Source organism: Stenotrophomonas sp. Bg11-02, from assembly GCF_002836635.1.
Lineage (GTDB): Bacteria > Pseudomonadota > Gammaproteobacteria > Xanthomonadales > Xanthomonadaceae > Stenotrophomonas > Stenotrophomonas lacuserhaii.
Genome location: NZ_PJAY01000053.1, coordinates 128,180 through 152,339 on the forward strand (window position 1 = coordinate 128,180; position 24,160 = coordinate 152,339).

Annotated in this window: 16 protein-coding genes; 4 read left to right on the forward strand and 12 right to left on the reverse strand. The window is 66.3% G+C overall.

Annotated features, from left to right (window positions below):
• Nucleotides 1-107: 107 nt before the first annotated feature.
• The 6 genes from CXG43_RS07835 to CXG43_RS07860 all read right to left on the reverse strand — a co-directional run bounded on the left by CXG43_RS07835 (nt 108) and on the right by CXG43_RS07860 (nt 6,335).
• On the reverse strand, nt 108-998 hold the full coding sequence (locus CXG43_RS07835) for an alpha/beta fold hydrolase (RefSeq protein ID WP_101099452.1): 891 nt from the start codon (nt 996-998) through the stop codon (nt 108-110).
• 62 nt (nt 999-1,060) lie between these two features.
• Nucleotides 1,061-2,077, reverse strand: coding sequence for a 3-oxoacyl-ACP synthase III (locus CXG43_RS07840; RefSeq protein ID WP_057507087.1), 1,017 nt, complete (start codon nt 2,075-2,077; stop codon nt 1,061-1,063).
• Nucleotides 2,078-2,175: 98 nt separating this feature from the next.
• Entirely contained in the window at nt 2,176-2,493 is a 318-nt protein-coding gene (locus CXG43_RS07845; RefSeq protein ID WP_042611996.1) for a DUF4156 domain-containing protein, read from the reverse strand.
• 63 nt (nt 2,494-2,556) lie between these two features.
• Nucleotides 2,557-2,766 carry a hypothetical protein gene (locus CXG43_RS07850; RefSeq protein ID WP_101099453.1) on the reverse strand — a complete coding sequence of 70 codons (210 nt, stop codon included), beginning with the start codon at nt 2,764-2,766 and terminating at the stop codon, nt 2,557-2,559.
• Nucleotides 2,767-3,199: 433 nt separating this feature from the next.
• The gene (locus tag CXG43_RS07855) at nt 3,200-4,855 is read right to left on the reverse strand and encodes an MFS transporter (RefSeq protein ID WP_101099454.1); all 1,656 of its coding nucleotides are present in this window, start codon (nt 4,853-4,855) and stop codon (nt 3,200-3,202) included.
• A 58-nt stretch (nt 4,856-4,913) separates the two neighbouring features.
• Nucleotides 4,914-6,335, reverse strand: a complete 1,422-nt coding sequence (locus CXG43_RS07860) for a DcaP family trimeric outer membrane transporter (RefSeq protein WP_101099455.1) — start codon at nt 6,333-6,335, stop codon at nt 4,914-4,916.
• Between the two features lie 280 nt (nt 6,336-6,615).
• On the opposite strand from CXG43_RS07860, the gene acs reads away from it, so the two are divergent.
• The 3 genes from acs (at nt 6,616) to mntP (ending at nt 10,235) form a co-directional block, all read left to right on the forward strand.
• Nucleotides 6,616-8,559, forward strand: a complete 1,944-nt coding sequence (acs, locus tag CXG43_RS07865; protein ID WP_101099456.1) for an acetate--CoA ligase — start codon at nt 6,616-6,618, stop codon at nt 8,557-8,559.
• A 118-nt stretch (nt 8,560-8,677) separates the two neighbouring features.
• Nucleotides 8,678-9,343 (forward strand): response regulator transcription factor, encoded by a 666-nt coding sequence (locus CXG43_RS07870; RefSeq protein ID WP_042612002.1) that lies wholly within the window; start codon nt 8,678-8,680, stop codon nt 9,341-9,343.
• A 316-nt stretch (nt 9,344-9,659) separates the two neighbouring features.
• On the forward strand, nt 9,660-10,235 hold the full coding sequence (gene mntP / locus CXG43_RS07875; RefSeq protein ID WP_101099503.1) for a manganese efflux pump MntP: 576 nt from the start codon (nt 9,660-9,662) through the stop codon (nt 10,233-10,235).
• Nucleotides 10,236-10,553: 318 nt separating this feature from the next.
• Here mntP and CXG43_RS07880 read toward each other — a convergent pair whose 3' ends face one another.
• Nucleotides 10,554-14,000: a PAS domain-containing hybrid sensor histidine kinase/response regulator gene (locus CXG43_RS07880; RefSeq protein WP_101099457.1), complete on the reverse strand. Its 3,447-nt coding sequence runs from the start codon at nt 13,998-14,000 to the stop codon at nt 10,554-10,556.
• Between the two features lie 77 nt (nt 14,001-14,077).
• Between CXG43_RS07880 and CXG43_RS07885 the strand changes: the two genes are divergently transcribed.
• Nucleotides 14,078-14,689, forward strand: a complete 612-nt coding sequence (locus CXG43_RS07885) for a hypothetical protein (RefSeq protein ID WP_101115987.1) — start codon at nt 14,078-14,080, stop codon at nt 14,687-14,689.
• A gap of 31 nt (nt 14,690-14,720) precedes the next feature.
• On the opposite strand, the gene CXG43_RS07890 is transcribed toward CXG43_RS07885, so the two are convergent.
• The 5 genes from CXG43_RS07890 to CXG43_RS07910 all read right to left on the reverse strand — a co-directional run bounded on the left by CXG43_RS07890 (nt 14,721) and on the right by CXG43_RS07910 (nt 23,731).
• A complete protein-coding gene (locus tag CXG43_RS07890; protein ID WP_101099459.1) occupies nt 14,721-16,871 on the reverse strand; it encodes a S46 family peptidase in 2,151 nt (716 codons plus the stop codon).
• Between the two features lie 157 nt (nt 16,872-17,028).
• Nucleotides 17,029-20,883, reverse strand: coding sequence for a translocation/assembly module TamB domain-containing protein (locus tag CXG43_RS07895; RefSeq protein WP_101099460.1), 3,855 nt, complete (start codon nt 20,881-20,883; stop codon nt 17,029-17,031).
• Complete coding sequence (locus tag CXG43_RS07900) at nt 20,880-22,664, reverse strand: autotransporter assembly complex family protein (protein ID WP_101099504.1); 1,785 nt, start codon at nt 22,662-22,664, stop codon at nt 20,880-20,882. Before CXG43_RS07900 ends, CXG43_RS07895 begins: the two co-directional genes overlap by 4 nt.
• Before the next feature lie 81 nt (nt 22,665-22,745).
• Complete coding sequence (locus CXG43_RS07905; RefSeq protein WP_101099461.1) at nt 22,746-23,024, reverse strand: hypothetical protein; 279 nt, start codon at nt 23,022-23,024, stop codon at nt 22,746-22,748.
• Entirely contained in the window at nt 23,021-23,731 is a 711-nt protein-coding gene (locus CXG43_RS07910) for a hypothetical protein (protein ID WP_101099462.1), read from the reverse strand. Before CXG43_RS07910 ends, CXG43_RS07905 begins: the two co-directional genes overlap by 4 nt.
• Nucleotides 23,732-24,160: the final 429 nt, after the last annotated feature.

A 24,160-nucleotide genomic window follows, 5' to 3' on the forward strand; every position in this document is an offset into this window, starting at 1 on the left:
CGTTAAAGCCGCATCGATGCGACCCGCGAATCCCCTCCCGCCCTGCCCTGACAGTCCGGGCGCTTCACGCGCGTGACGACCACGGTCGCCACTCACAGAAGCTGTGCTTACAGGGGGTTGCGCTCCAGGAACGCGCGGATCTGCGGCACCAGTACCTCGTGCTTGTCTTCCAGCACGTAGTGGCCGGCATCCTCGAACGCGTGCACTTCCGCCTGCGGCAGCGCCGCCTGGAAGCCCTCCAGGAAGTGATGGTCGAAGACGAAGTCGCGCAGGCCCCAGCCGATGAAGGCGGGCCGGTCGGCGAAGGACGGCAGCACCTGGCCGGAGCGCTCCAGCAGCGGCCACGCCTTGTCGGCCGGCGACAGCGGGATGTCCTGCATGAAGCGGATCGTGCTGATGCGGTTGGCATAGCTGTCGTACGGCGACACGTAGGCGCGGCGCACCTCGGCCGGCATCTTCCGCTCCACACCCAGCCACGACGCACCGGAGGAGAACGCATTGAAGGTGCGGATGATCCACTCGCCGATCTTCCAGTGCCGCCCCAGTGCGATCTGCCACGGCATTTTCTTCGCCGCCGGCATCGGGAACGCCGCGGTATTCAGCACCACCAGCCGCTTGACATGGGCGTGGTGGGACAGCGCCCAGCCGAAGCCGATCATGCCGCCCCAATCGTGCACGGCCAGGGTCACCGGACCGGTGATGCCCAGGTGCGCCAGCAGCGCGTCCAGGTCATCCACGCGCGACTGCAGGGTGTATTCGTAGCGGTCATCGGCCGGCTTGTCCGACAGGCCCATGCCGATGTGGTCCGGCACGATGCAGCGGTAGCGGTCGGACAGGCCGGCCACCAGCGTGCGCCAGTAGTAGCTCCACGACGGATTGCCGTGGACCATCACCACCACCTCGCCATCGCGCGGGCCTTCGTCGAGGTAGTTCATCGACAGGCCCGGACGGACCTCGAACCGATGGGGAGTGGACGGGTAGCCGGGAAGATCGCGCATGCGGTGCACCTGTAAAAAGGGCCGGTAGTACCGGCCCTTGGGGAGACATTACCGGGCCTGGGTCACCAGACCACTTCAGCCATCGAGCAGTTCAGCCCCGAGCCGATGCCGAGCAGTGCGATGCGATCGCCCTTTTTCAGCTTGCCCAGCTGCTTGAGCTTGCTCAGCACGATCGGCACCGAGGCCGGGCCGATGTTGCCGTGCTCGCCGAAGATGGTCATCACCTTCTTCGGATCGATGCCGAAGTTCTTGATGAACGCGGCGGTGTGCGGCTGGCTGACCTGGTGGATGACGAACTGGTCCAGTTCCTCCACCGCCCAGCCCAGCGCGATCTTCGCCGCGGCGAAGGTCTTCTGGGCCAGCTTGATGCCTTCGATCAGCAGCAGGCGGGTATCGGTGACCATGCGGTCCAGGTTGCCCAGGCACAGCTGGTTCCATTCGGTGGCCGACCGGGTGACGCCGCCCTTGTAGCGCGGGGCATCGGGTACCAGTTCCGAACGGGCCATCACCATCGCCGCCGCGCCCGACCCGGTGGTCAGCGCCGCCAGCTCGTTGCGGAAATCTTCGGCGGTAACGCCCGGGGCAGTCATCCGCTCCAGGGTCTTCTCGTACACCAGGTTCGCCGTCTCGCCATCGACGACCAGCGCGTAGTTCAGCTCGCCACGCTCGATCATCCGCGCGGCGATGTCCATGCCATTGATGAAGGCAAGGCAGGCGTTGGCCACGTCGAAGGTCACGCATTCCTCGCCCACGCCCAGGTTGCCGGACACGATGCTGGCGGTGGACGGCTCCAGGTAGTCGCGGCTGACCGAGGTGTTGATCACCAGGCCGACGTCGGCCGGGCCGATGTTGGCGTCTTCCAGCGCCTTGCGGGCGGCCATGGTGGCCGCATCCGAGGCCAGCGTGCCTTCATCCCACAGGCGGCGCGCATGGATCCCGGCAACGTCACCCAGCACGTCGGTACGGATACCGAGGCGGTCCAGGGTGGGCTGCAGGCGTTCGTTGATTTCCTTGGTCGTTAGCGTGTGGGGCGCGTCGACATGCGCCAGGCCGGCGATCGAGACATTCTTGAAGAGCATCGAGTTAGCGCCAAGGCTCAGGCAAAGGGGGCGTCATTCTATAACCCTCTTGGCCTGACCGCACCTTTACCGATTCAGCCTTGGCCGTATGGTGCGTTTCAGCGCGGCGGGCACTGGAAGGCGGCAAAGCGCTGGCTGCCATCGGCGGGCGGTGCGGCGGCCTGCACGGCGTTGGCGCCGGCGCTGGGCGCCTCGTTGCGGGCCAGGGTTTCCAGCTCTTCCTGCACGCGCAGCGGGTTGCGGTTGTAGAAGCCGACCTTGCTCTTCACGGTCACCACCACCTCGCCCTTGGCCTGGCAACCGGCCGGCACCGCGCCAGGGGCCAGCACGCGCACGGTCTTGCCGGACGACTCGATCGGCACCCACGTGCAGGCGGTGGTGGCGAGCAGCAGGGTGGAGATCAGCAGGATGCGCATGGCGGAGTACCGGATGAGGTTTCCGCGATTGTGCCTGAACAGGCTGAACGGGAGGTAGCGCGGTCAGGCATCCGTCACCGATTCTGAAGCGTCCTCGCTCCCTGTGAGAGCGCCCTTGGGCGTCTGTCGGTCCACTGCGCTGCGCGTGGCGCGCAGCAGGATGCCGCTGCATTGATAGGCTGGCATTTCTCCACCGCCACAGTCATCGACCACGTTGCCATACCAGCGTTCCAGATCTTCCACCACGCTGCTGTGGCGGGCGGGCAGCTTCAACGGAGTTGTCCAAGCCAATGCGACGGGGACCGAGATCGCAACACAGTCCGCCAACAAGGCAGCTGCGGCGAGGTGCCACAAGGTAGAACCACGTGCTGCGCGCTTCATCAGATCCTTGCTCCGTCATACCGACGACGCGCCGGCATCAGGATTCCAGCATCCACTGCGCCAGCAGAGTGAGCGCGTGATCATGGATGCCGCCCGCAACGTGGAAATCCGACATGAGGCAGGGAGACCTCCTCGCCCACCAGCGCCGGCCTGGTAACGACGCGCCATGCTCGCCGAGCGCAGCGGCGCGGCAGCGGCGTGAGGACCGCCGATTGCGACCCAGCAACGGCCGAAGACTGACGGCCAGCACCCGTCACTACCGGGCTTGAACGCGAAAGGGCCGCGGATTTCGCCGCGGCCCCGATTCACTTCGTGTCGATCCCGGTTACTTGGTGATGTCCACGTTCTTGGTATCGCGCAGGAACAGGCCACCGATGACCACCGTCATCACTGCGATGGCGATCGGGTACCACAGGCCGTAGTAGAGGTTGCCGGTGCCGGCCACCAGCGCGAAGGAGATCGCCGGCAGGAAGCCACCGAACCAGCCGTTGCCGATGTGGTACGGCAGCGACATCGAGGTGTAGCGGATGCGGGTCGGGAACAGTTCCACAAGGTAGGCGGCGATCGGGCCGTAGACCATGGTCACGTACAGCACCAGGATCCACAGCATGAAGATCGTGCCGGGGATGTTGATGCGCGCGTTGTCCGCCTTGGCCGGATAGCCTGCGTCCACCAGCGCGGCCTTCAGCTCGGTACCGAAGGCATCGGCCTTGGCCTTGCCGTCGTCCTTGGTCAAGCCAGCCGCTTCATACGAAGCCACCTTGGACGCGCCGACATTCACCACCGCCAGCGAACCGGCCGGTGCCGGCTGCACGTCATACGGCACACCAGCCTTGGTCAGCGCGGCGGTCGCCACGTCGCAGGAGCTGGTGAACTTGCGCAGGCCCACCGGATCGAACTGGAACGAACAGGTGTTCGGATCGGCCACGACCAGTGCCGGCGAATTGGTGCGTGCTTCTTCGATGGCCGGGTTGGCGAAGTGGGTCAGGCCCTTGAACACCGGGATGTAGGTGACCGCGGCCAGCAGGCAGCCGGCCAGGATGATCCACTTGCGACCGATACGATCGGACAGCCAGCCGAAGAAGATGAAGAACGGCACGCCCAGCGCCAGCGCCGCGGCGATCAGCAGGTAGGAAGTGGTGGCATCGACCTTCAGCATGCTGCTGAGGAAGAACAGCGCGTAGAACTGGCCGCCGTACCACACCACCGCCTGGCCGGCCGCTGCACCCAGCAGGACCAGCAGCATCAACTTCAGGTTGCCGTCCTTCAGGCTGTCACGGAACGGGGTCTTGGAGCCCTTGCCTTCGGCCTTCATCTGCTGGAACAGCGGGGATTCGCTCAGCTGCAGGCGGATCCACACCGAGATGCCCAGCAGCACGATCGACACCAGGAACGGGATGCGCCAGCCCCACGCTTCGAAGGCTTCGTTGCCCAGGAAGTAGCGGCAGGCCAGGATGATCAGCAGCGACATGAACAGACCCAGCGTGGCCGTGCACTGGATGAAGCTGGTGTACAGGCCGCGCTTGTTGGCCGGTGCATGCTCGGCCACGTAGGTGGCCGCGCCGCCGTACTCACCGCCCATCGCCAGGCCCTGGGCCAGGCGCAGGATGATCAGGATCACCGGTGCGGCAACGCCGATCGAGGCGTAGTTGGGCAGCACGCCGACCAGGAAGGTCGAGATGCCCATGATCAGGATCGTGACCAGGAAGGTGTACTTGCGGCCGATGCGGTCGCCGAGGCTGCCGAAGAAAGCCGCGCCGAACGGACGCACGAAGAAGCCGGCCGCGAACGCCAGCAGGGCGAAGATCATGCCCGTGGTTTCATTGACCCCGCTGAAGAACTGCTTGGCGATGATGGCGGCGAGTGAGCCGTACAGGAAGAAGTCGTACCACTCGAACACCGTGCCAAGGCTCGATGCGAAAATGACTTTCTTGTGGCCGTGCGTCAGTGACGCAGGTGCGGGTGCAGGTGTTGTTGACATGGGAAGCTTCCCCTCCGAAGCATGGTGACGGTGGGTGCCGACCTGGGTCGGCACTCAGTTAAAAGCTGTACTTGGTGGTGAACTGCACGCGGTTGATGTCGCCCTTGCGACCGTCTTCGATTTCGCGCACGCCGTACATGTATTCCGCACCGATATCGACCTTCGGCATCGGCGTATAGAACACGTTGCCACGGATGCTCTGCACGCTCTTGGTGACCAGCGGGCCCAGCGTTCCGTCGTTGTCGTAGTCACTGCGCGCGTAGATCAGGTTGGTGCGCAGCTTCGGGGTGAACGCATGCCGCCAGCCCACGTAACCGGCCAGCACGCCGGTGGTCGCCAGCTCATCGCGCGCGATGTCATAGGCGGTATCGGCGGTGATGCCCAGGCCGATGTAGCGCGAAATGCCTTCGCCTCCGGTGAGCTGGTAGTGCAGCGTGTCCGAGTCGGCCATCACCCATTTGCCGCCCAGCGTCAGGCCGCCGGCGATCTTGTCCGCGTCCGCGCCGGTGGTCTGGTTGTCGACCTTCAGCTGGCGGACCAGGCCGGCCACGCCGAAGGTGCCCCAGTCGCCCTTCCAGCCATAACGCACGGTCAGGTCGGGCAGGCTGCCGCGATCGGAGTTGGCGCTGGCATTAGTCCACGCACCGGTCACCGGATTGCGCACGCCGGTCAGCGTGGTGGTTTCCGGGTTTTCCAGCGCAACGCTCAGGCCGCCGGTGGTGTAGCGGATCTGTGCCTGGCGCACGAACACCACGCCATCGGTGGGACCGACGAAGTCGGCGGCTTCGGGAATGGAGGCCGCGTCCATGAAGTTGGTCCAGGTCTGGCCGGCCGTCCACTTGTTCCAGTACATGTAAGCGTGCCGCAGGGTCACGCCGTAGGTATTGGTGGCGGTCTGGTTGCCGAGCGAATTGCCGAAGAAATCCATCTCGAAGAACGCACCGGCCTTGTTGCCGTTCTCGCTGACGTTGTCGATGCCCAGGTTGAAGCGCGAGAACTTGGCGTGGGCGTTGAAGTCCACGTCCGAACGCTCACCGCTGCCGCCCGCGCCGGCCACCGGGGTCTGGCCCGGCAGGTACAGCGCGCGGCCGGTGGCGTCGTCGGCCAGCTGGCCATCGCCAGTCTGGGTGGCCAGGAAATCAGCCTTGATGAAGCCGCCGATCTTGACCGTGGTGCCCGGCGCGGCGCCGGGGGTGATGGTGGTGACCTGGATCGGCTGCTTGCCTGCCGGTACGGCCGGCTTCTGCTCGGCCTGCACCGTCCTCACTTCGGTGACCGCCTGCTGGGTCTGGCTGATCTGGCTCTGCTGCTGTTGCTGCGAAGAAAGCAGCAGCTGAACCTGACGCTCCAGCTCGCCCACGCGTGCTTCCAGGGCCTTCTCTCTCGCGGTTTCGGCCAAGGCCATGCCCGGTGCCGCCAGTGCGACCAGCATGCAGGCAGCCAACGGCTTGCGCAGCATCTTCAACGTACGGTGATTCATGTTGCCCTCTCTCCCAAGTGGCAAATCGAAAGACGCGCGTGGGGCACGGTCGAAGCCGAGGGTGCGACCGGTTGACGCACGGCGGCTATTGGCCATTAGTCGTACCTGCTGCAGCGGGCGGGGCCGTATTCACCGCGCGCAGCCTCTGCGCCTGTCGGCTTGCGACCATGGTCTAAGCACGGCGGTGTCGCGGGCGGGGGCGGATCGGGCAAACTGGGTGGCAACGGTTGCGCCGCATGCTGCAACCGCACATCAAAGTCCACGTGCAAGTGAGGGCGCCATGGCTGATCTCTATCCCGTCGACCCGCAGTTCGCCAAGAACGCGCGGATCGACAAAACCACCTACCAGCAGCAGTACCAGGCCTCGATCGCCGATCCCGATGCGTTCTGGGGCGAAGCGGCGCAGCGGCTGCAGTGGTTCAAGCAACCCAGCATCATCAAGAACGTCAGCTACGACCTGGCCGACTTCCACATCAAGTGGTTTGAAGACGGTGAGCTCAATGCCAGCGTGAACTGCCTGGACCGCCAGCTGGAAACGCGTGGCGACAAGACCGCCCTGCTGTTCGAACCGGACAGCCCGGACGCGCCGGCCCAGCACGTCACCTATCGCGCGCTGTACGAGCGCACCTGCCGGCTCGGCAATGCGCTGCGCAGCCTCGGCGTGCAGAAGGGCGACCGCGTCACCATCTATCTGCCGATGATTGTCGATGCGGCCGTGGCCATGCTGGCCTGTGCGCGCATTGGTGCGATCCACTCGGTGGTGTTCGGCGGGTTCGCGCCGAACTCGATTGCCGATCGCGTCAGCGACTGCGCCAGCAAACTGATCATCACCGCCGATGAAGGCCTGCGCGGTGGCAAGAAGATCCCGTTGAAGGCCAATGTCGATGCCGCACTCAAGCTGCCCGGCACCAACACGGTGGAAACCGTACTGGTGGTCCGCCATACCGGCGGCGCGGTGGACATGCAGGCCCCGCGCGACCGCTGGTTCCACGATGTGGTGGACAGCCAGCCGGCCGAGTGCGAGCCGGAACGCATGAACGCCGAGGATCCGCTGTTCATCCTCTACACCTCCGGTTCCACCGGCAAGCCGAAGGGCGTGCTGCATACCACCGGTGGTTATCTGTTGTATGCGGCCTACACCCATGAAGCGGTGTTCGACCTGCGCGAAGACGATATCTACTGGTGCACCGCCGATGTCGGCTGGGTCACCGGCCACAGTTACATCGTCTACGGACCACTCGCCAATGGCGCCACCTCGCTGATGTTCGAAGGCGTGCCGAACTTCCCCACCACCTCGCGCTTCTGGGAAGTGATCGACAAACACAAAGTCAGCCTCTTCTACACCGCGCCGACTGCCATCCGCGCGTTGATGCGCGAAGGCGAAGATCCGGTCAAGCGCACCTCGCGCGCGTCATTGCGCCTGCTCGGCAGCGTCGGCGAGCCGATCAATCCGGAGGCCTGGCGCTGGTACTACGAGGTGGTCGGCGACAGCCGCTGCCCGATCGTCGATACCTGGTGGCAGACCGAAACCGGCGGCATCCTGATCTCCCCGCTTCCCGGTGCGGTGGACCTGAAGCCGGGCTCGGCCAGCCTGCCCTTCTTCGGCGTGCAGCCGGCCCTGGTCAATGCCGATGGCGAGATCAAGGACGGCGCCACGGAAGGCAACCTGATCATCCGCGATTCGTGGCCGGGCCAGATGCGCACCGTGTATGGCGACGACCAGCGCTTCATCGATACCTACTTCCGCACCTATCCGGGCGCCTACTTCACCGGCGATGGCTGCCGTCGCGACGAGGACGGCTATTACTGGATCACCGGCCGCGTCGACGATGTCATCAACGTGTCCGGCCACCGCATCGGCACCGCTGAAGTGGAAAGCGCGCTGGTATCGCATCCGAAGGTGGCCGAAGCCGCCGTCGTCGGCTTCCCGCACGAGGTGAAGGGCCAGGGCATCTACGCCTATGTCACGCTGATCGCCGACGAGGCGCCCAGCGACGAACTGCACAAGGAACTGGTGGCATGGGTGCGCAAGGAAATCGGCCCGATCGCCACGCCGGACCACCTGCAGTGGGCCCCCGGCCTGCCGAAGACACGTTCGGGCAAGATCATGCGCCGCATCCTGCGCAAGATCGCCGAGAACGCGCCGGACCAGCTGGGCGACACCTCGACCCTGGCCGATCCGTCGGTGGTGGCCTCGCTGGTGGACGAACGCAAGGTCAAGTAATGCGCCACGCCGCGGACCGGGAGGAGGGCCCGGTCCGCCCATTGGATGCAGCAGCCTTCGCGTGGCGAAGAGCGCTGTGTCCGTCCCCTGCCCCTCCTGTTTTGCGTAAGCTGATCCCATGCCCACCCTCCTGATTGCCGACGACCATCCGCTGTTCCGCGAGGCCTTGCGAGGCGCCGTGAAGCGCGTCATCCCCGGCGTGCAGCTGTTCGAAGCCGACAGCGTGGAAGCGCTGTACGCGCTGGCCGACCAGCACAACGATGCCGACCTGGTCCTGATGGATCTCAACATGCCCGGTGCCCAGGGATTCAATGCACTGGTGCACATGCGATCGCTGCACCCGCACCTGCCGGTGGTGGTGGTGTCCGCGCGCGAGGAACCCAAGGTGATGCGCCGTGCGCTTGATCATGGCGCGTTCGGCTTCATCCCCAAATCGGCTGATTCGGACACCATCGGCCATGCGCTGGGAATGATCCTGGACGGCGAAACGTGGGCACCGCCGGAGGCGCACAACGAGCCACCCACCGGCCGCGAAGAGCGCGAGGTCGGCCAACGCCTGCGCGAGCTCACCCCGCAGCAGTTCCGCGTACTGCAGATGCTGGGCGCGGGGCGCTTGAACAAGCAGATCGCCTACGACCTGAATGTGTCCGAGGCCACCATCAAGGCGCACGTCACCGCCATCCTGCGAAAGCTGGGCGTGACCAACCGCACCCAGGCCGTGCTGATGGCCGGCAAGCTGGCCATCGACGACGAGCAGATCGTGTTGCCGCCGGAAGAGGATTGAGCCGTCTCCGGTAGCGCCGAGTCATGTCCCGGCGGCGCTGCACGACGCGCGTTATAGCCACAGCTATGAAAACCAGCTTCACCTGCGCAATCGCAGGGTGACGCCACAGACCGGGACCCCGGTGCTAAGCTTCGCGTCCCCTTGGGGAGTAGCCGGTTTCCTGCTGCAGGAAACGCCCGTATCAACATGCTCGGCCAGTGCGCCGTGGTGCGGGCAACCATCTTGGTTGGCGAGACCAGCGGTCCGCGTGCGCAACGACAGGTTGGGCGCGAACGCGGGCCGTGCGTCCGTCTTCGCCCGACCTGTCGTGAACTTCATGTCCCCTCTTTCGATCCTCCTGATCGGCTTTGCCATGTCCACCGATGCCTTCGCCGCGGCAATCGGCAAGGGCGCCGCGATGCGCAGGCCGGTGTTCCGCGATGCGCTGCGTGCCGGCCTCATCTTTGGCGCCATCGAAGCGGTCACCCCGGTGATCGGCTGGATGCTCGGGCGCGCGGCACTGGAGTACGTGGAGGCCTTCGACCACTGGATCGCCTTCGGCCTGCTGATCGCCCTGGGGCTGCACATGATCGTCAACGGCCTGCGTCCGCAGCACGATGATGCCGACGAAGACCCGCAACGCCACCACGGCTTCTGGCAGCTGGCGGTCACCGGTTTGGCCACCAGCATCGATGCCATGGCCGTGGGCGTCGGACTGGCTTTCATGGAGGTACACATCGGCGTGGTGGCGGCGGTCATCGGCCTGTGCACCCTGACCATGGTCACCGCCGGCATCATGCTCGGCCGCGTGCTCGGCAACATGGTTGGCAAGCGCGCGGAGATCATCGGTGGCGTGATCCTGATGATCATCGGCGCCACCATCCTGTACGAGCACCTCAGCGGCGCCGCGTGACCGGCACCCCGCGGCTCACCCTTCCCACCAGCGGCCTGGCCGGCGTGGGGTGCCCACCAAGGGGAGGTTGCGGGTACGCCGGTGACGGATGGTCACCACCGATTCCACGGTGGGCCGGCAGCCGTCCGCCAGCGGGCGGATATCGCGCTCGGCGACAGGCAATTCCCGCTGCGCGGGCCTGCGATCCGACCTGGGCCCGGTCACGGAAACGGACATTACTGCGATGCAGCCATGCACGTATCTTCGGGAACTCGTTCAGCACCCTCCAGCGCTGCTGGTGGACCGTGTCATCAGGATGGCGATCGCGCGGGGGGAGACTCAGTTGTCCGAACGTGCGTAAGCGGCGAGGAACGCACGCAGCGAAGCCGGCTTGATCGGCTTGGTCAGCACACGATAGCCGCGGTCGCGTGCCATCCGCTTGAGCTCATCACGGCCATCAGCCGTGAGCAGGGCACCGGGCAGGTCGCTGCCAGCCGCCTCGCGCAGCGCGACCAGCGTGTCCAGGCCGTCCAGACGATCATGCAGGTGGTAATCGACCAGCATCACATCGGGGTGCGCGGTGATTTTCTCCAGCGCCTGGTCCACGGTGCTGGCGGTGATCACCTGTACCTGCCAGCGCCCGAGCAAGGCGCGCATGCCATCCAGGATCTCCTCATCGTTGTCCACGCACAGCACGCGCATGCCGGCCAGTGAATCCGGACGCGAAGCCGGCGCCGCTGCGGCCATCAGTTCCTGCTCGCTGGCGCCCGGGGTCGCCGCTACCCGTGGCAGGGTGATGGAGAACATCGACCCGCTACCGACCCGGCTGCGCGCATTCAATCGATGGTCGAGCAGGCGTGAGATGCGCTGGCAGATGGACAGGCCCAGCCCCAGCCCCTGTTCACCCCAGTCGAAGGGCTGCTGGTAGCGATGGAACTCATCGAATATCTGCTGCATGTGGTGTTCGGGAATGCCAGGGCCGGTATCCCACACCTGCAGTTCCACTTCGTCGCCACGCAGGCGCACGGCCAGCACGATGCGGCCCTGCCGGGTGTAACGCAGCGCATTGGCCAGGAAGTTCTGCATCACCCGCCGCAACAACCGGCGGTCACTGCGGACCCAGGCTTGGCGCGCGAACAGGTCCAGGCGCAATCCGCGGCCCGCGGCAACCGGCGAGTACTGGGCCGCCAACTCGCGCATCAGGGCACTGGCATCGAACTCGCCGATCACCGGATTCAGGCCGCCGGCGTCCAGTCGCGAAACGTCCAGCAGGCCATCGAGCAGTTCCTCTGCGGCACGCAGCGAGGCGTCCACGCGCTCGGCCAGATGGCGCTGCTCTTCGTTGTTGTGGTGGCTTTCGCGCAGCGCCGAGGCGAACAGCCGCGCCGCATTCAGTGGCTGCAGCACGTCGTGGCTGATCGCCGCCAGGAAGCGGGTCTTGGACTGTTGCGCCGCCTCGGCAGCATTGGAGCGCTCGGCCACCCGCTGCTCCAGTGTCTCGTTGGCTTCAAGCAGCGCTTTTTCAGCGTGTTTGTAGTCGGTGATGTCGTTGTAGCTGGTGACGTAGCCGCCGCCGGGCAACGCCTGTCCCCGCATCTCGATCACCTTGCCATCGCTGCGCGTACGTTCGAACACGTGCGGCGAGCCGGCACGCATGTAGCGGATGCGGCGGCTGATCTGGCGTTCGATATCGCCCTCGCCCAGCTCACCGCGTTCGGCGTTGTAGCGGATCAGGTCGGCCACCGGGCGGCCCACGTACAGCATGCCGTCCGGATAGCCGAACATGTCCTGGTAGCGCCGGTTCCATGCGGTCAGGCGCATGTCCGGGTCGACCACGCTGACGCCGGCACTGATGTTTTCCAGCGTGGTGGACAGGATCTCCCGATTGAAGCGCAGCTCCTGGCCGGCTTCGTCCAGTACCGCCACCACCTCGCCCAGGTCCATGCCCGAACCGCGCAGCAGGCTGGTCAGCAGCAGGCGGGCCGACGCGGCGCCGATGGAGGCGGCAAGCAGGCGTTCGGTGAACTGCACCCAGGGCCGATCCGCCGGCACCTGGGTCTGCAGTTCGCGCCCCAGCGACTGCGCCTGTTCGAAGAACGAACGGCGCGCATGGCGCTCGCCCACCACCCGCGATGCCAGCGCCAGCAGGTCGCCTACGTGCACGTGGCCCGGCCAGCCACTGGCCACCGAGGGCCGCTGCGCATACGGATCCAGGAACGGTGCCGCGCGCAGGCGCTCGTCCACGCTGGGCCGCCAGCGTGCCGACACCAGCATCATCGTCGCCGCGTTCACCAGCAGCGACCAGAACGTGCCGTGGGTCAACGGATCCCACCCGTTCATGCCGAACAACTGCTGCGGCCGCAGCCATGCCACGCCGAACGGCCCTTCGCTCAACCACGCAGCATCCACCAGGCCGGACTGGGTCAGCGCGGGCAACAGCAGGGTGTAGATCCAGGTGGCGAAGCCCAGCACGATACCGGTTTCCACGCCGCGGCGGCTGGCCCCGCGCCAGTACAACCCCCCGATCAGCCCGGGCGCGAACTGCGCCACCGCCGCGAACGCCATCAGGCCATAGGACGCCAGCGAGTTGTCGTTGCCGCTGCTGCGGTAGTACGTGTAGGCGATCAGCGCCAGGAACAGGATCGCCAGGCGGCGGATCCACAACACCCGCGATGCCACGTCCGCCGCCTCGCCGGTGCCCCCGCTGCGTCGCAGCAGCACCGGCATGACCAGGTCGTTGCTGATCATCGTGGCCAGGGCGATCGACGATACGATGACCATGCCGGTCGCCGCCGAGAACCCCCCGACATAGGCCACCAGCGCCAGCGCGTTGCGGCCCTCGTGCAGGGGCAGGGCCAGTACCATCGCATCGTCGGCCACCGTGCCGCCGGTGCCGAACAGGCTGACACCGGCCGTGGCGATGGGGATCACCATCGCCGAAATCACCACCAGGTAGCCGCCGAACATCCAGCGCGCGCGGTGCACGTCACGCACATCGCCACACTCCACCACCGCCACGTGGAACTGCCGCGGCAGGCATACGATGGCCAGGAAGCTGAGCAGGGTCTGCGATATGAACCCCACCGGGGGCAGCGAAGTGAACAGCGTATGCGCCGACTGCACCACCGCATCGGTGCGCTCGCTCAGCCACAGGTAGGCGAACACGCCCACGGCCACCATCGCCAGCAGCTTGATCACCGATTCCAGCGCGATGGCCAGCATCATGCCGTGGTGGTGCTCGGTGGCATCCACCTGGCGGGTACCGAACAAGGTGGCGAACAAGGCCATCAGCAGCGCCACGTACAACGCAGGATCACTGAAGTAGCCGGTCGGCCCGCTGTCGCCGGTCAGTACCTGCAGGCTCATCGCAACGGCTTTGTACTGCAGCGCCAGGTAGGGCACCACGCCGATCAGCGCGATGATCGCCACCAGCGCCGCCAGCCGCCGCGAGCGACCGAAGCGCGATGAGATGAAGTCGGCGATGGAGACCACATTCTGGCTGCGCGCCACCAGCGCCAGGCGTTCGATGATGCGCCAGCCGAACAGCATCATCAGCAGTGGGCCGATGTAGATCGACAGATAGCCCACCCCGCTGCGCACCGCCGTCCCGACCGCACCGTAGAAGGTCCACGAGGAGCAGTACACCGCCAGCGCCAGGCTGTAGACCACCGGGCGCAGCCAGGGCCGGTCCGGATACAGCGGGCGTCGGTCACCCCACCACGCCACGCCGAACAGCAGCGCAGCATAGGCGACGGACACCAGCAGCAGGATCCAGCTGGAAACCAAAGGCGGTCTTCCGGGGCGGCAGTGCCGACAGTGTAGTGGGTTGGGTGGCGGTCAGCCTGTGCGCAGGCGAGCGCTCGATGAAGGCCGTCGCCGTGGCAGGAGTGCACGCTATCGGGCTGCAGCGCCTGCCGTTGTGCCTTGATGCCCGGATCGCCATGAATTCGACCGCCCCTGTCCAGTCAACCTTTCCCGTGCTTGTTTCCACGCACCGCGGCACCGATCCCGATCATTCGGCGATCCGCGACGTCGCGGGCCCGCCGGCGACCCCCGGCCGGGTAGCGAATGCGCCGCTGCAGCACACGACCGCGACACCGGCAGCGGAGGTGCGCCTGCTCGTCGAGCGCGCGCTGGCAGCGGCCACGTGGGAATGGGTGCAGGAGCGCACGGCTGATGAAACTACCCGGCTGGTGGACACGATCAGCGCCGATCTGGCCCGGGACAGCGCCAGGCAGGGCATCGTGCTGTCATCGGTGCGCATCGTGGAAGGCTGGGACCAGGGCGTGCACGGACTGTTCGTGTGTGCGTGGAGCGCCACGACCGCCCCGCCTGTGTTCCAACCGCAGCCAGGCAGCAACGCCATCGGCTGGGATCCGAACAACCCGCTGGATATCCCGCAATACCGTCAGCCCACCTTCGATGCCATGGATGCACCGGTGCGCCGCCTGCTGCTGACGTTCATCGCGCGCTGAGGGGGGGCCACCCTTCTCCCGCCGGCCCCGCTCATTGTTCCGCCGGCACACCCATTTCCTGCAGCAGTGCAGGGGCCGGATAGACCTTGGCCAGCAGCCAGCGCAGGTAACGCATGTCCACGTGGACGGCGCGCTTGAAGCGCGGATCGAACCACCAGCTGGCGCTGACCGACTCCCAGTTGCTGTCGAAGTTGAGGCCGATCAGTTCGCCCTTGGCATTGAGCACGGGGGAGCCTGAGTTGCCGCCGGTGGTATCCAGGTTGGTCAGGAAGTTGACCGTCTGGGTCTTCAGCGCCGGATCGGCGGTGCTGCCGAAGTCGCCCTTGGCGATGGCGTCCAGCAGCGGGCGCGGTGCATCGAACGGATACGCATTGGTGTTTTTCTCCACGATGCCGGCCACGGTGGTCACCGGATCGAAGTGCACGCCATCGCGCGGGCTCAGCGCTTCCACCTTGCCGAAGCTGATGCGCAGGCTGCGGTTGGCGTCGGGGTAGACCGCCCGGCCCTGCTGGGCACGCCAAGCGAACAATGCCTGCATGTAGGCCGGCCGCAGGCGCAGGCCCTCGCCCTCGCGGGTCTTGCGCTCGCCTTCCACGCGCAGCTGCGCCTGTACCAGCGGGCCGGCCAGGGCCAGCAGGGGATCCGGCGCCAGCGCCTTGCCCTCACGCGCTGCGGCAAAGCGCGACAGCCGCTGTGCTTCATCGCCGAGCGTGGTGCGTGCATACAGGCTATCGAGCGCGCTGCCCAGCGACTGCGGCGTGCGCCCGAAGGCGGCATCGAACTCCGCCAGGCGCTGCGCATCCGGCAACTGCTGGTAGCGGCCCAGCAGCGCACCCAGCAAGGCTTTTTCGACGCCCGGTGCATAACGCCGCTGGGCCTGCTTCAACACCCCTTCGATCAGTGCCTGGTCGCGCTGCTGGAAGCCGCTTTCACGCTGGGCATCCGGCTTGGCCGATTCCAGCCGCAGGCGCTCCAGCAGCAGTGCCGAGCGCAGCAGCTGGGTCTGGCTGGCGATCTGGTCCAGCAGCAGGTCGCGCTCACCTAGCGAGGCGCCCTGTGACAGCGTGGCCAGCAGGGCCTGGATATCATCGCGATAGCGGGTATCGGCATTGGCCAGCATCGCCTGCTCGTCACTGGCACGCTGGGCCTTCGCGTCGCTGCGCAGCAGCCCCTCCAGTTCACCGGCGGCGCGCTTGCGGTTGTTCTTCAGCGACTGCAGCTGCGAGGCATAGCGGGTGCGTGCCTGCGCATCGCCCTGGGTCGCCGCCTCGATGGTGTCGATCATCTGCTGGAAAAGCGCGACGCGGCGCGGCAGCACGCTGTCGATCTGGCTGGCGAACTCGTTGGCAGTGCGATGCCGATAGGTGATTCCCGGGTAACCGGCCAGCATCGCGAAGTCGCCCGCCTTCGGGCCCTCCAACGACATCTGCAGGTGCGCCGGCGCCTGGTAGGGCACGTTGTCGGGGCTGTACGCGGCAGGCTTGCCATCCTTGCCGACGTAGGCGCGCAACAGGGTGAAATCACCGGTGTGGCGCGGCCACATGAAATTGTCGATCTCGTCGCCATAGTTGCCGATCGCCCGCGGCGGTGCGTAGACCAGCCGCACGTCGCTGAGTTCCAGCTGGGAAATACGGTAGAAATCGGTGCCGTAGTACATGTCGGCCACCGAGCAGCGCACGCTGCCGTCGCGTTCGCAGTCGGCCACGATCTGCTTGCTGGCGCTGTCCACGGCATCGAAATAGGCACGCCCGGTCTTGCCCTTGGCCTGCGCCAGCACCTGATCGGTGACCTTGTCGAATCCCACCGTGACCAGTACGCGGAAATCCGGATTGGACGGCCGCTCATCGCCCCGGCCCTTGGCAATGAAGCCCTCGTCGATCAGGTTGTGCTCGGGGGTGCTGTTGTACTGGATCACGCCCATGGCCACGTGATGGTTGGTCAGCAGCAGCCCTTTGGGAGAGACGAACGAGGCGGTGCCGCCCCCTGCGCGCACAACGGCGCTGAGCGGCGGCGCGGTGACATTGGCGAGATCACGCGGATCGCCCTTGAAACCGGCCGCTTTCAGCGGCTTGGCCAGCGCTGGCAGCTGGGTGGGCATCCACATGCCTTCGTCGGCATGTGCGCCTGCCGCCATGGACAGGCCCAGGGCCAGGGAGACGGAAAGGGTTGTGCGGGAGAACATGCGGGCATCCGGCGGATCAGGTCAGCCCGTGACCTTAGCCTCTGCGTGCCCCACACGACAACCGCCGGACCTTGGGCAGGTCCTGGCCGGCAGCCGGGCCAGCGTGCGCAGGCCGCTGACCTCGATGACACCAGCGTCCTCGGGACGCTCCGCGACGCTATTTTTCGCGGCGCCAGTTCAACGAGCCCCGGTTCTCCACCGTGCTCGATTCCACCTCGATATCGAAGCCGCGACTGAGCAGGTATTTCAGTGTCAGCACCGACCCGCTGCCCACCAGTGAAACGCCGTAACCAACATACAACTTCGGCGAAATGAACTTGCCCACGCCCAGCACCGATCCCCCGAGCGCGCGCGACTGGCTGACGCCCGCGTCATCCAGCCCCAGTTTCGCGCCCAGCTGCGAGGCAAGCAGCCCGCTGCCGGCCGACAGAGCCGCCGATGCGGCGTTGACCTGCTGGGTCTGGTCGCTGGTGGCCCCGGTCAGGCTGCGGCCGAGCACCAGGTAACCGAGCGCCTCGGATTGGGACATGGACGGATCCGACCACACCTGCGCACGCGGCTGCATCGCACGACCGGTGACGTCGATGCCGGCGGTCACATCGCCGATGCGACGTTCCGCGCGCAGGTTGATGCGTGGATCGGACACCGGGTTGTAGTTCCAGCTCAGCTGGCCGCGCGTGATGGTCAGGTCCTGGCCGTAGGCCTTGTAGCGGCCACTCACTTCCAGCCCGCCGTTGGCGGTCATTTCGCGACCCGGCTTGGCCCATACCTGCATCTTGCCGGTCAACGCGCCCTTCAGGCCGAAACCAGCCATCTTGACGTTGTCGCCAAGGCTGACCGTCAGGTCCATGTCCAGCGGCGAGCTGGCCGTTTCTTCCGGATCCACCGGATCAAGCACCACCACGTCCGAGGATACCGAGGTACCGCGGTCGAGGCGTTCCAGGTCGATGTCGGCCTCCGGCACCAGCACCTCGCCCTTCAGCTGCATGGTGGTGCCGGCCAGGGTGAAATCCAGGTCCGGATTGGCCACCACGCGCAGTTCGCTTGTGTTGGACAACAGGACGTTCTCACCGTGGATATGCAGCTGCAGCGGCTGTGCATCGCCGAACCATGACAGGCCACCGTCCACATACAGCGTGCCCTTGCCGGAATTGGCCTGCGCGGTGATCTTCGCCGAGCCATCCGGTTGGGCGGTGAAGTCACCCTTGCCCTGTTCGAAGGTCAGGCCCAGGGCCGGGAATTCGCCCTTGAAGTCGCTCAGCGTGGCCTCGCCGCCCAGCAGCGGCTGGCTGCGGGTTCCACGCAGGCTCACGTGGCCTTCGATCAGGCCGGTCGGCCGCACGATATCCGGTGAGAACAGTTCCAGCCAGTACAGCCGCGCCATGTTGAGGTACAGCTCACCATTCAACGGAGCGCTGGCATCCCAGCCGGTCTGCACCTTGGCGTTGACGAAGCCGTTGCCCTGGAAGCCCATGCCGAGGAAGCCGTCGATACGTGCAGGCGTCATGTCCAGCGTGATCGAGAACTGGTCGTACTTCAGCAGTTCGCCGCGGGCGTTGTCGCCCAGGCGCACGCCACCTTCGGCCGAACGCACCTCCACGTTGCCTTCCCAGGCATTGCCGCGCGGTCGGATCTGCGCGTCCATCGTCACCTCCCCGCGCAGGAAGATGCGACGCCCGGAGGTCGGCGGCAGCCACGGCTGCACCAGGGTCAGCGGCAGCGCGTCGCCGCGCACCACCAGCCCTTCGCGCGGCCAGTTGGCATGCACGCACAGCGCACCCCCGGTGGCCGGGGCCAGGCAGGTTTCGGTCAGGCTGTAGTTGCTGCCGTTGATCGCGAAATCCGACGCGCTGCGCAGCACCCAGGGATCACCCTTCTGCGGTTCAAGCCGCAGCGATTCAAGCTTGCCGCGCCACTGCTGGCCCTGCTGGCGGACACTGCCCTGCAGGTCCACCGCGCCCATGTCGTTGCGGCCCTGCGCGGTCAACCGCAGGTTGCTGACGCTGCCCTGCGCGTCCACCTTCAGGCTTTCCAGCAGCATCCCGGCGTTGACGTTGCGGCCCTGCAGCGCCAGCGTGCCACTGTCGCCGCTCCATGGCAGGCGACCCTTCAGGCTGATCGCTTCGGCCGCGTAATCGTCCCAGCGCAGGTTGCTGCCCACAAGGTCGGCGGTGATGTCCGGCGCGTCGCGCCGCCCCTTGACCTGCACCGTGCCCTGCAGGCCGCCATCGGCACCCGGCAGCAGGTCACTGAGCTGCAGCGGTTCAAAGCGCGCATCGATGTCCAGCCGGTCGCCGACCTTGCCCGAGGCGGTGACACGACTCGCACCGACGGCCAACTTCAGCTGGCCTTCGCCCTGCTCGCCCTGCATCGCGAACTTGCCCTGCGCATCCACCGCGCGCTGCCGCAATCTGCCCTTCAGGGAGGGCAGATCGACCGTCGCTTCGATGACGCCGGCGGTCCCCGGCGGTGCATTGGCCGGCACCGGCAGCTGGCGGCCGGTGCTGGCAAGATTGCCGGACAAGCGCCCGTCCCAGCCCGGCATGAAGTAGCCCGGATCGAACGCGTCGAGTGTCGCCTTGGCATCCCATTGCAGCTGCGGCGCCCAGGCCACGTTGCCTTCCACCTCGAGCGTGCCGCCGGGTGTGCGAGCCTGCAGCTGCTCGATGCGTGCTGCGTTTTCGTTGCCACGCACATCGAACTGCAGCGCCGCCTTCTGGCCGTCGCGCTCGATGTCGGCCGTGCCGATCGCTGCCCACGCCTGCAGCGTACCGGCCAGCCCCAAGCGGGCTTCGCGCAACGTCACCGGCACCGCCGCACCGCCGGCGGTGTTGGGATCAGCAGCCGGGGTATACGTCAGGTCATTGGCGACGATGGAAAAATCGAGTTTCTGGTTGTCCTGCTCGCGGAAGTCGGCACTGCCCTTCAACCGCACCTGTCCGCCGAACGCCTTGACCACCAGCGGCGATACCTTCAGCACCTGGTCTTCCAGCTGCACCTTGGACGGGGCAAGCTCGACCTTCTGTTCGCCAAGCTGGGCGGTACCCTGCAGGTCGGCACTGCCGCCCTTGCCGGACGCGGTGAAGTCCAGCGTCAGCGGCTCCAGCGTGGAGGCGCTCAGCGCCGGGGTCAGCAAGCGCACGTCCAGCGCATCGGTGCGTGCGCTGGCCTTCCAGGTGGGATCGGTGTGGCCGTCGAACACCAGCATCGCGCGCAGCGGCTCGGGTGCACGACCGGCCACGGCCACTTCCATATGGCCCAGGTTGCCGCGTGCCACCAGGCCCACGCTGGCTGGCGTACGGCCACGCGGCGCCGGCAGGATGGCGGTGGCGCTCAGGTCGGTGTCGTAGTCATCGGAGGGAATGTAATGGCCGTTGATGCGGACGTTGCCCATGTCGCTGTCCACCAGCAACTGGTTGGCCTTGAACTCGCCGTTGGCGATTTCCAGTCCACCGCCGATGCGCGCGATGTCGATGGTCGGCTCGCCGCCGGTGGTGACGCGCAGCCCGTTGACCTGGATGACGTCGGCCTGGATGGCCAAGGGCATCTCGATCTGTGGCAGTGAGTCCGGCCATGACGGCAGCTCGAAGGGCGCTTCGCTCTTGGCCAGGTTCAGTGTCGCATTGTCCAGTTCCAGCCGGTCCAGCAGCAGCCTGCGGCCCAGCAGTGGACGCAGGTCCGGCTCCAGGTGTGCGCGATCGGCGTGGAAGTGGATGTCGTTGTAACGGAAATCGACGTTGTGCAGGGTGAGCGGTCCGGCCACCGGGCCTTCGGCCTTGTCCCAGGTGAAACTGGCGCCTGCCGGCAGCCGCGCGATCACCTGCGCCAGCAGTACATCGCGGCCGGCGACGGTCTGCAGCAACCAGTACACCGCCAGCAGGCCAACCAGCACCAGGCCAAGCACGCCCACGCCGGACCATGCCCAGAAACGACGACGCCGGTAGAAGCGCCGGCGTGGCACGGGGGCCTGCGCGTTGGGTGCGTTCGGCGGGGTCGGGGTCGGCGTGCTCACAGGTCAGCTCCGATGTTCAGGTAGATCTGGAACTGTGAGTCCGGATCGTTCAGGCCATGGGCGATGTCCACGCGTACCGGGCCGACCGGCGACTTCCAGCGCACGCCGAAACCGACGCCGGTGTGCAGGTCGATGGTGTTGTCGAAGGCGCTGCCGGTATCGACGAACACCGCCGCGCCCCACGGCCCATCATTGAAGTAATGCTCGTACTCGGCCGAGCCCACCACCAGGTGCTTGGCACCAAGGGCGAACTTGTCCGGTTCAGGCGTCCGCGGGCCCACTTCACGCCAGGCGTAGCCGCGGATGCTGCGATCGCCGCCGGCGAAGTAGCGCAGGCTGGGCGGCATCGCGACCAGGTCACTGGTCCAGGTGGTGCCGCCCTCACCGCGCAGGATCAGGCGATTGGTCTGGCCCAGCGGCACGTACCAGCGCAGCACCATGTTGGCCTGCACGAAGCTGGTGTCCGAGCCGGCGCCTTCCACGCCACCGCGCATCGTCGCGCTGCCGCTGATGCCGCTGCGCGGGAACAAGCGGTCATCGACGTTGACGTAGTCCGCCGCGATCTGCGGATAGACCAGGGTGGAATACTGGTAGACCGCATCGGTGAACTCGGTTCCCGACGCATAGCCCCATCGCTCACGGAGCGCGTTGAGCGATGCGGTGGCGGTCCAGAATTCGTTGATCTGCCCGCTGCGGCTGGCGATCAGTTTCAGGTTGCGCAGATCGATGTAGTCGGTCTGCTCGTCGTAGGCGCTGGCGGCGAACGTATACCAGCCATCGAGCCAGCGGAAGGCCGGGATCCGATAGCTTGTAGTGAGACTTTTACGCTTCTGGGCATAGTCCAGCTGCGTGTTCATCTTGTGCCCACGGCTGTTGAGCCACCGGCGCTCCAGGCCGCCACGCACACCGGCGCCGCTCTCGCTGCCATAGCTCAGGCCGGTGGTGTAGATGCTGCGCTTTGCACGCGTCAGGTTGACGTCCACCGGCACATTGCCGTTTTCGTCGGCTTGTTCCGGCTTGGGCTGGATGTCGATGGTGCTGAAGTAATCCAGCTTGGTCAGCGATTCACGCAGCCGGTCCAGCTTGCCCTCGTGGAAATAGCTGCCCTCTTCCCAATACACCAGCGGATCGAACAGCTTGTCGACGAAGTAATTCTGCTTGAAGGTGATCGGGCCCATGTTGTAACGGCGCCCGCTGTCCCAAGCCAGATCGATATCCGCCGCGTTTTCCGCGCGGGTGACCTGCACCTGGTGCTGGGTGTAATCGGCATCGAAATAGCCGCGCTCGGCCAGTCGCCGGGTCACGGTGATCTTGCTGGCTTCGTACAACGTATGTTCGAAAGCGTCACCCTTGCGCGGCCTGAACGCCTCCAGGTCATCTTGCAGGTAACGGTCGTACATGGCCGGGCCGGTGATCTCGATGTGGTCCTCGCGGACCCGTACCGGCTCGCCCTTTTTCACATCGATCACCACGCGCAGGGTGTCGCCCGTACGCGGCGCCTCGACCGTGATGGTCGGGTTGTAGAAACCGAACGGCTCCAGCGCCTGCCGGGTCTGGCGCTCGGCCTGTGACAGCAGATACTCCAGCCGGGATTCGCCCTGCACTTTGCCGATCGTGTCGAAAAGCGTCAGCGAGACCTGGATGTTTTCGATGATCTCGGCATCGCCGCCCTTGTCCAGGCCGCGGATATCCACCTTTTCGATAGTGCCGCGCGCGTGGGCCTGGGGGCTGGCCAGCACGGCAAGGCAGAACAGGGGAAGGGCGATTTTCGGTAGCTGCATCAGCACAGCATAGCCGGGGCCGATGACATCGGGAATGAAGGCGGCCACGCTGCCCCTCCCAGGAACAGGCCGGCCGGACGCTCAGATGTCGATGCTGAGCGATGGGTTACCGGTTTGCTCTTCTTCGCCGAACATCAGCGTTTCCCGGAACATCTGCGCAGCCCAGTCCTCGATGAATCCCTCGATAGGGCTGACCGGCTCGGGCAGCGGGACCAGATTGTCCTCGACGGAAGGTGCGGCGGGGTCGATGGTGGCACCCTTTCCGCGCTGGGCCAGGACGCGGTCGGCCAGGCCGATCCCGTCGTCCGATAGATTCCCTCGTGCCACCGTCGATTGTGCGAGCGGATTGATGGAGTTCATTGTGCTTCCTTCTGTTTGATGCGGAGCAGGGAGAAACCACGCGCCTGCGCGGCGGCGTCCAGCGACTCCTGCAGATTCGCGCTGTAACGGCTGGCGAGCGTGTTGAGCCGGTCCTGCACACCAGGCAGGGCCTCGCCCAGCGCCAGTTCGACGTCGTCCAACAGGCTGCCATGCAGGTCCAGCTCCCATGCCAGTGCGCCCAACTCCAGCAGCGGCAGCCGACGATTGGCCGGCCGCACGTCAAGCGCCCGCAGCAGCGGTTCATCGTGCAGCGCCTGCAGCAACGCTGTCTGGTCCCGCGGGATGTGCAGCACGGCCTGGGTGCCGGCATCGGACTGCGCCATGCGATGGGCGAAGGCCTTGCAGATCGGTTCCACTACGACATCCGGCGCAGTGTTCATCGCCTCCAGGGTGGCTTGCACCTGGTCGCGTACGGCGGTGGCCAGCGCCACCTGTTCACGCTGCAGGCCTTCGATGACCTCCTGCAGCGCGCCCAAGGCGTGCAGCATGCCGTCTCGATAGCCTTCGAATGCCGCCGCGGCGTGTAGCTCACGCACCTCCAGCCGCGCCTGTTCGCGCTCGCGGGTGATCGCGCGACGGGCGAACGCCTGTACGCGGGCAAGGTTGACGCCCTGCTGGACGCTGGACGCATGGATGACGTCGTCAACGGCGCGTTCCAGCAGGCTTTCAGGATAGGTCTGCAGCATGGTTCCAGGCACTCAGGAAACAAGTCATGTCAAAGGGGTCGGTAGAGGCTGTGGCAGATGCCGGAAGGTCTGGCAGGCCCACGAACCACAGCGCCATCCGCGCATGCAGCCAGTCCGGCAGCTGCCCATGCAGCCCTCGCTGCAGGTGTTTTCCGCCCCAGGCCAGCAGCAGGTCCGGTGTAGGTGCCTGTGGCCAATCTACGCCGGCTTCGGGAAATCCCAAGCGCAGAAAAGCGTGCAGGGCCGGTGGCTGGCTGGGCATCCAGCGCGTGCCCAGCACATGCCGCCGGTGCCCGGCGCAGGCCACGAACCAGGCAGCGGCAGGCACCCGCCACCAACCTCGGATCAACCTGTCCGCCAGCGGGTCCGAACGGCCCAGGTCGACGGCCGCGGGCGGCAGCGCATGGGCCTGGCGTATCCACCGGTTCA

Bases quoted from the DNA above. Each gene is read 5' to 3' on its own strand.
- CXG43_RS07835 (WP_101099452.1), bottom strand. From the start codon at position 998: ATGCGCGATCTTCCCGGCTACCCGTCCACTCCCCATCGGTTCGAGGTC.
- CXG43_RS07870 (WP_042612002.1), top strand. From the start codon at position 8,678: ATGCCCACCCTCCTGATTGCCGACGACCATCCGCTGTTCCGCGAGGCC.
- CXG43_RS07840 (WP_057507087.1), bottom strand. From the start codon at position 2,077: ATGCTCTTCAAGAATGTCTCGATCGCCGGCCTGGCGCATGTCGACGCG.
- CXG43_RS07885 (WP_101115987.1), top strand. From the start codon at position 14,078: ATGAAGGCCGTCGCCGTGGCAGGAGTGCACGCTATCGGGCTGCAGCGC.
- CXG43_RS07905 (WP_101099461.1), bottom strand. From the start codon at position 23,024: ATGAACTCCATCAATCCGCTCGCACAATCGACGGTGGCACGAGGGAAT.
- CXG43_RS07860 (WP_101099455.1), bottom strand. From the start codon at position 6,335: ATGAATCACCGTACGTTGAAGATGCTGCGCAAGCCGTTGGCTGCCTGC.
- CXG43_RS07900 (WP_101099504.1), bottom strand. From the start codon at position 22,664: ATGCAGCTACCGAAAATCGCCCTTCCCCTGTTCTGCCTTGCCGTGCTG.
- CXG43_RS07910 (WP_101099462.1), bottom strand. From the start codon at position 23,731: ATGCTGCAGACCTATCCTGAAAGCCTGCTGGAACGCGCCGTTGACGAC.
- CXG43_RS07845 (WP_042611996.1), bottom strand. From the start codon at position 2,493: ATGCGCATCCTGCTGATCTCCACCCTGCTGCTCGCCACCACCGCCTGC.
- CXG43_RS07855 (WP_101099454.1), bottom strand. From the start codon at position 4,855: ATGTCAACAACACCTGCACCCGCACCTGCGTCACTGACGCACGGCCAC.
- CXG43_RS07890 (WP_101099459.1), bottom strand. From the start codon at position 16,871: ATGTTCTCCCGCACAACCCTTTCCGTCTCCCTGGCCCTGGGCCTGTCC.
- acs (WP_101099456.1), top strand. From the start codon at position 6,616: ATGGCTGATCTCTATCCCGTCGACCCGCAGTTCGCCAAGAACGCGCGG.
- mntP (WP_101099503.1), top strand. From the start codon at position 9,660: ATGTCCCCTCTTTCGATCCTCCTGATCGGCTTTGCCATGTCCACCGAT.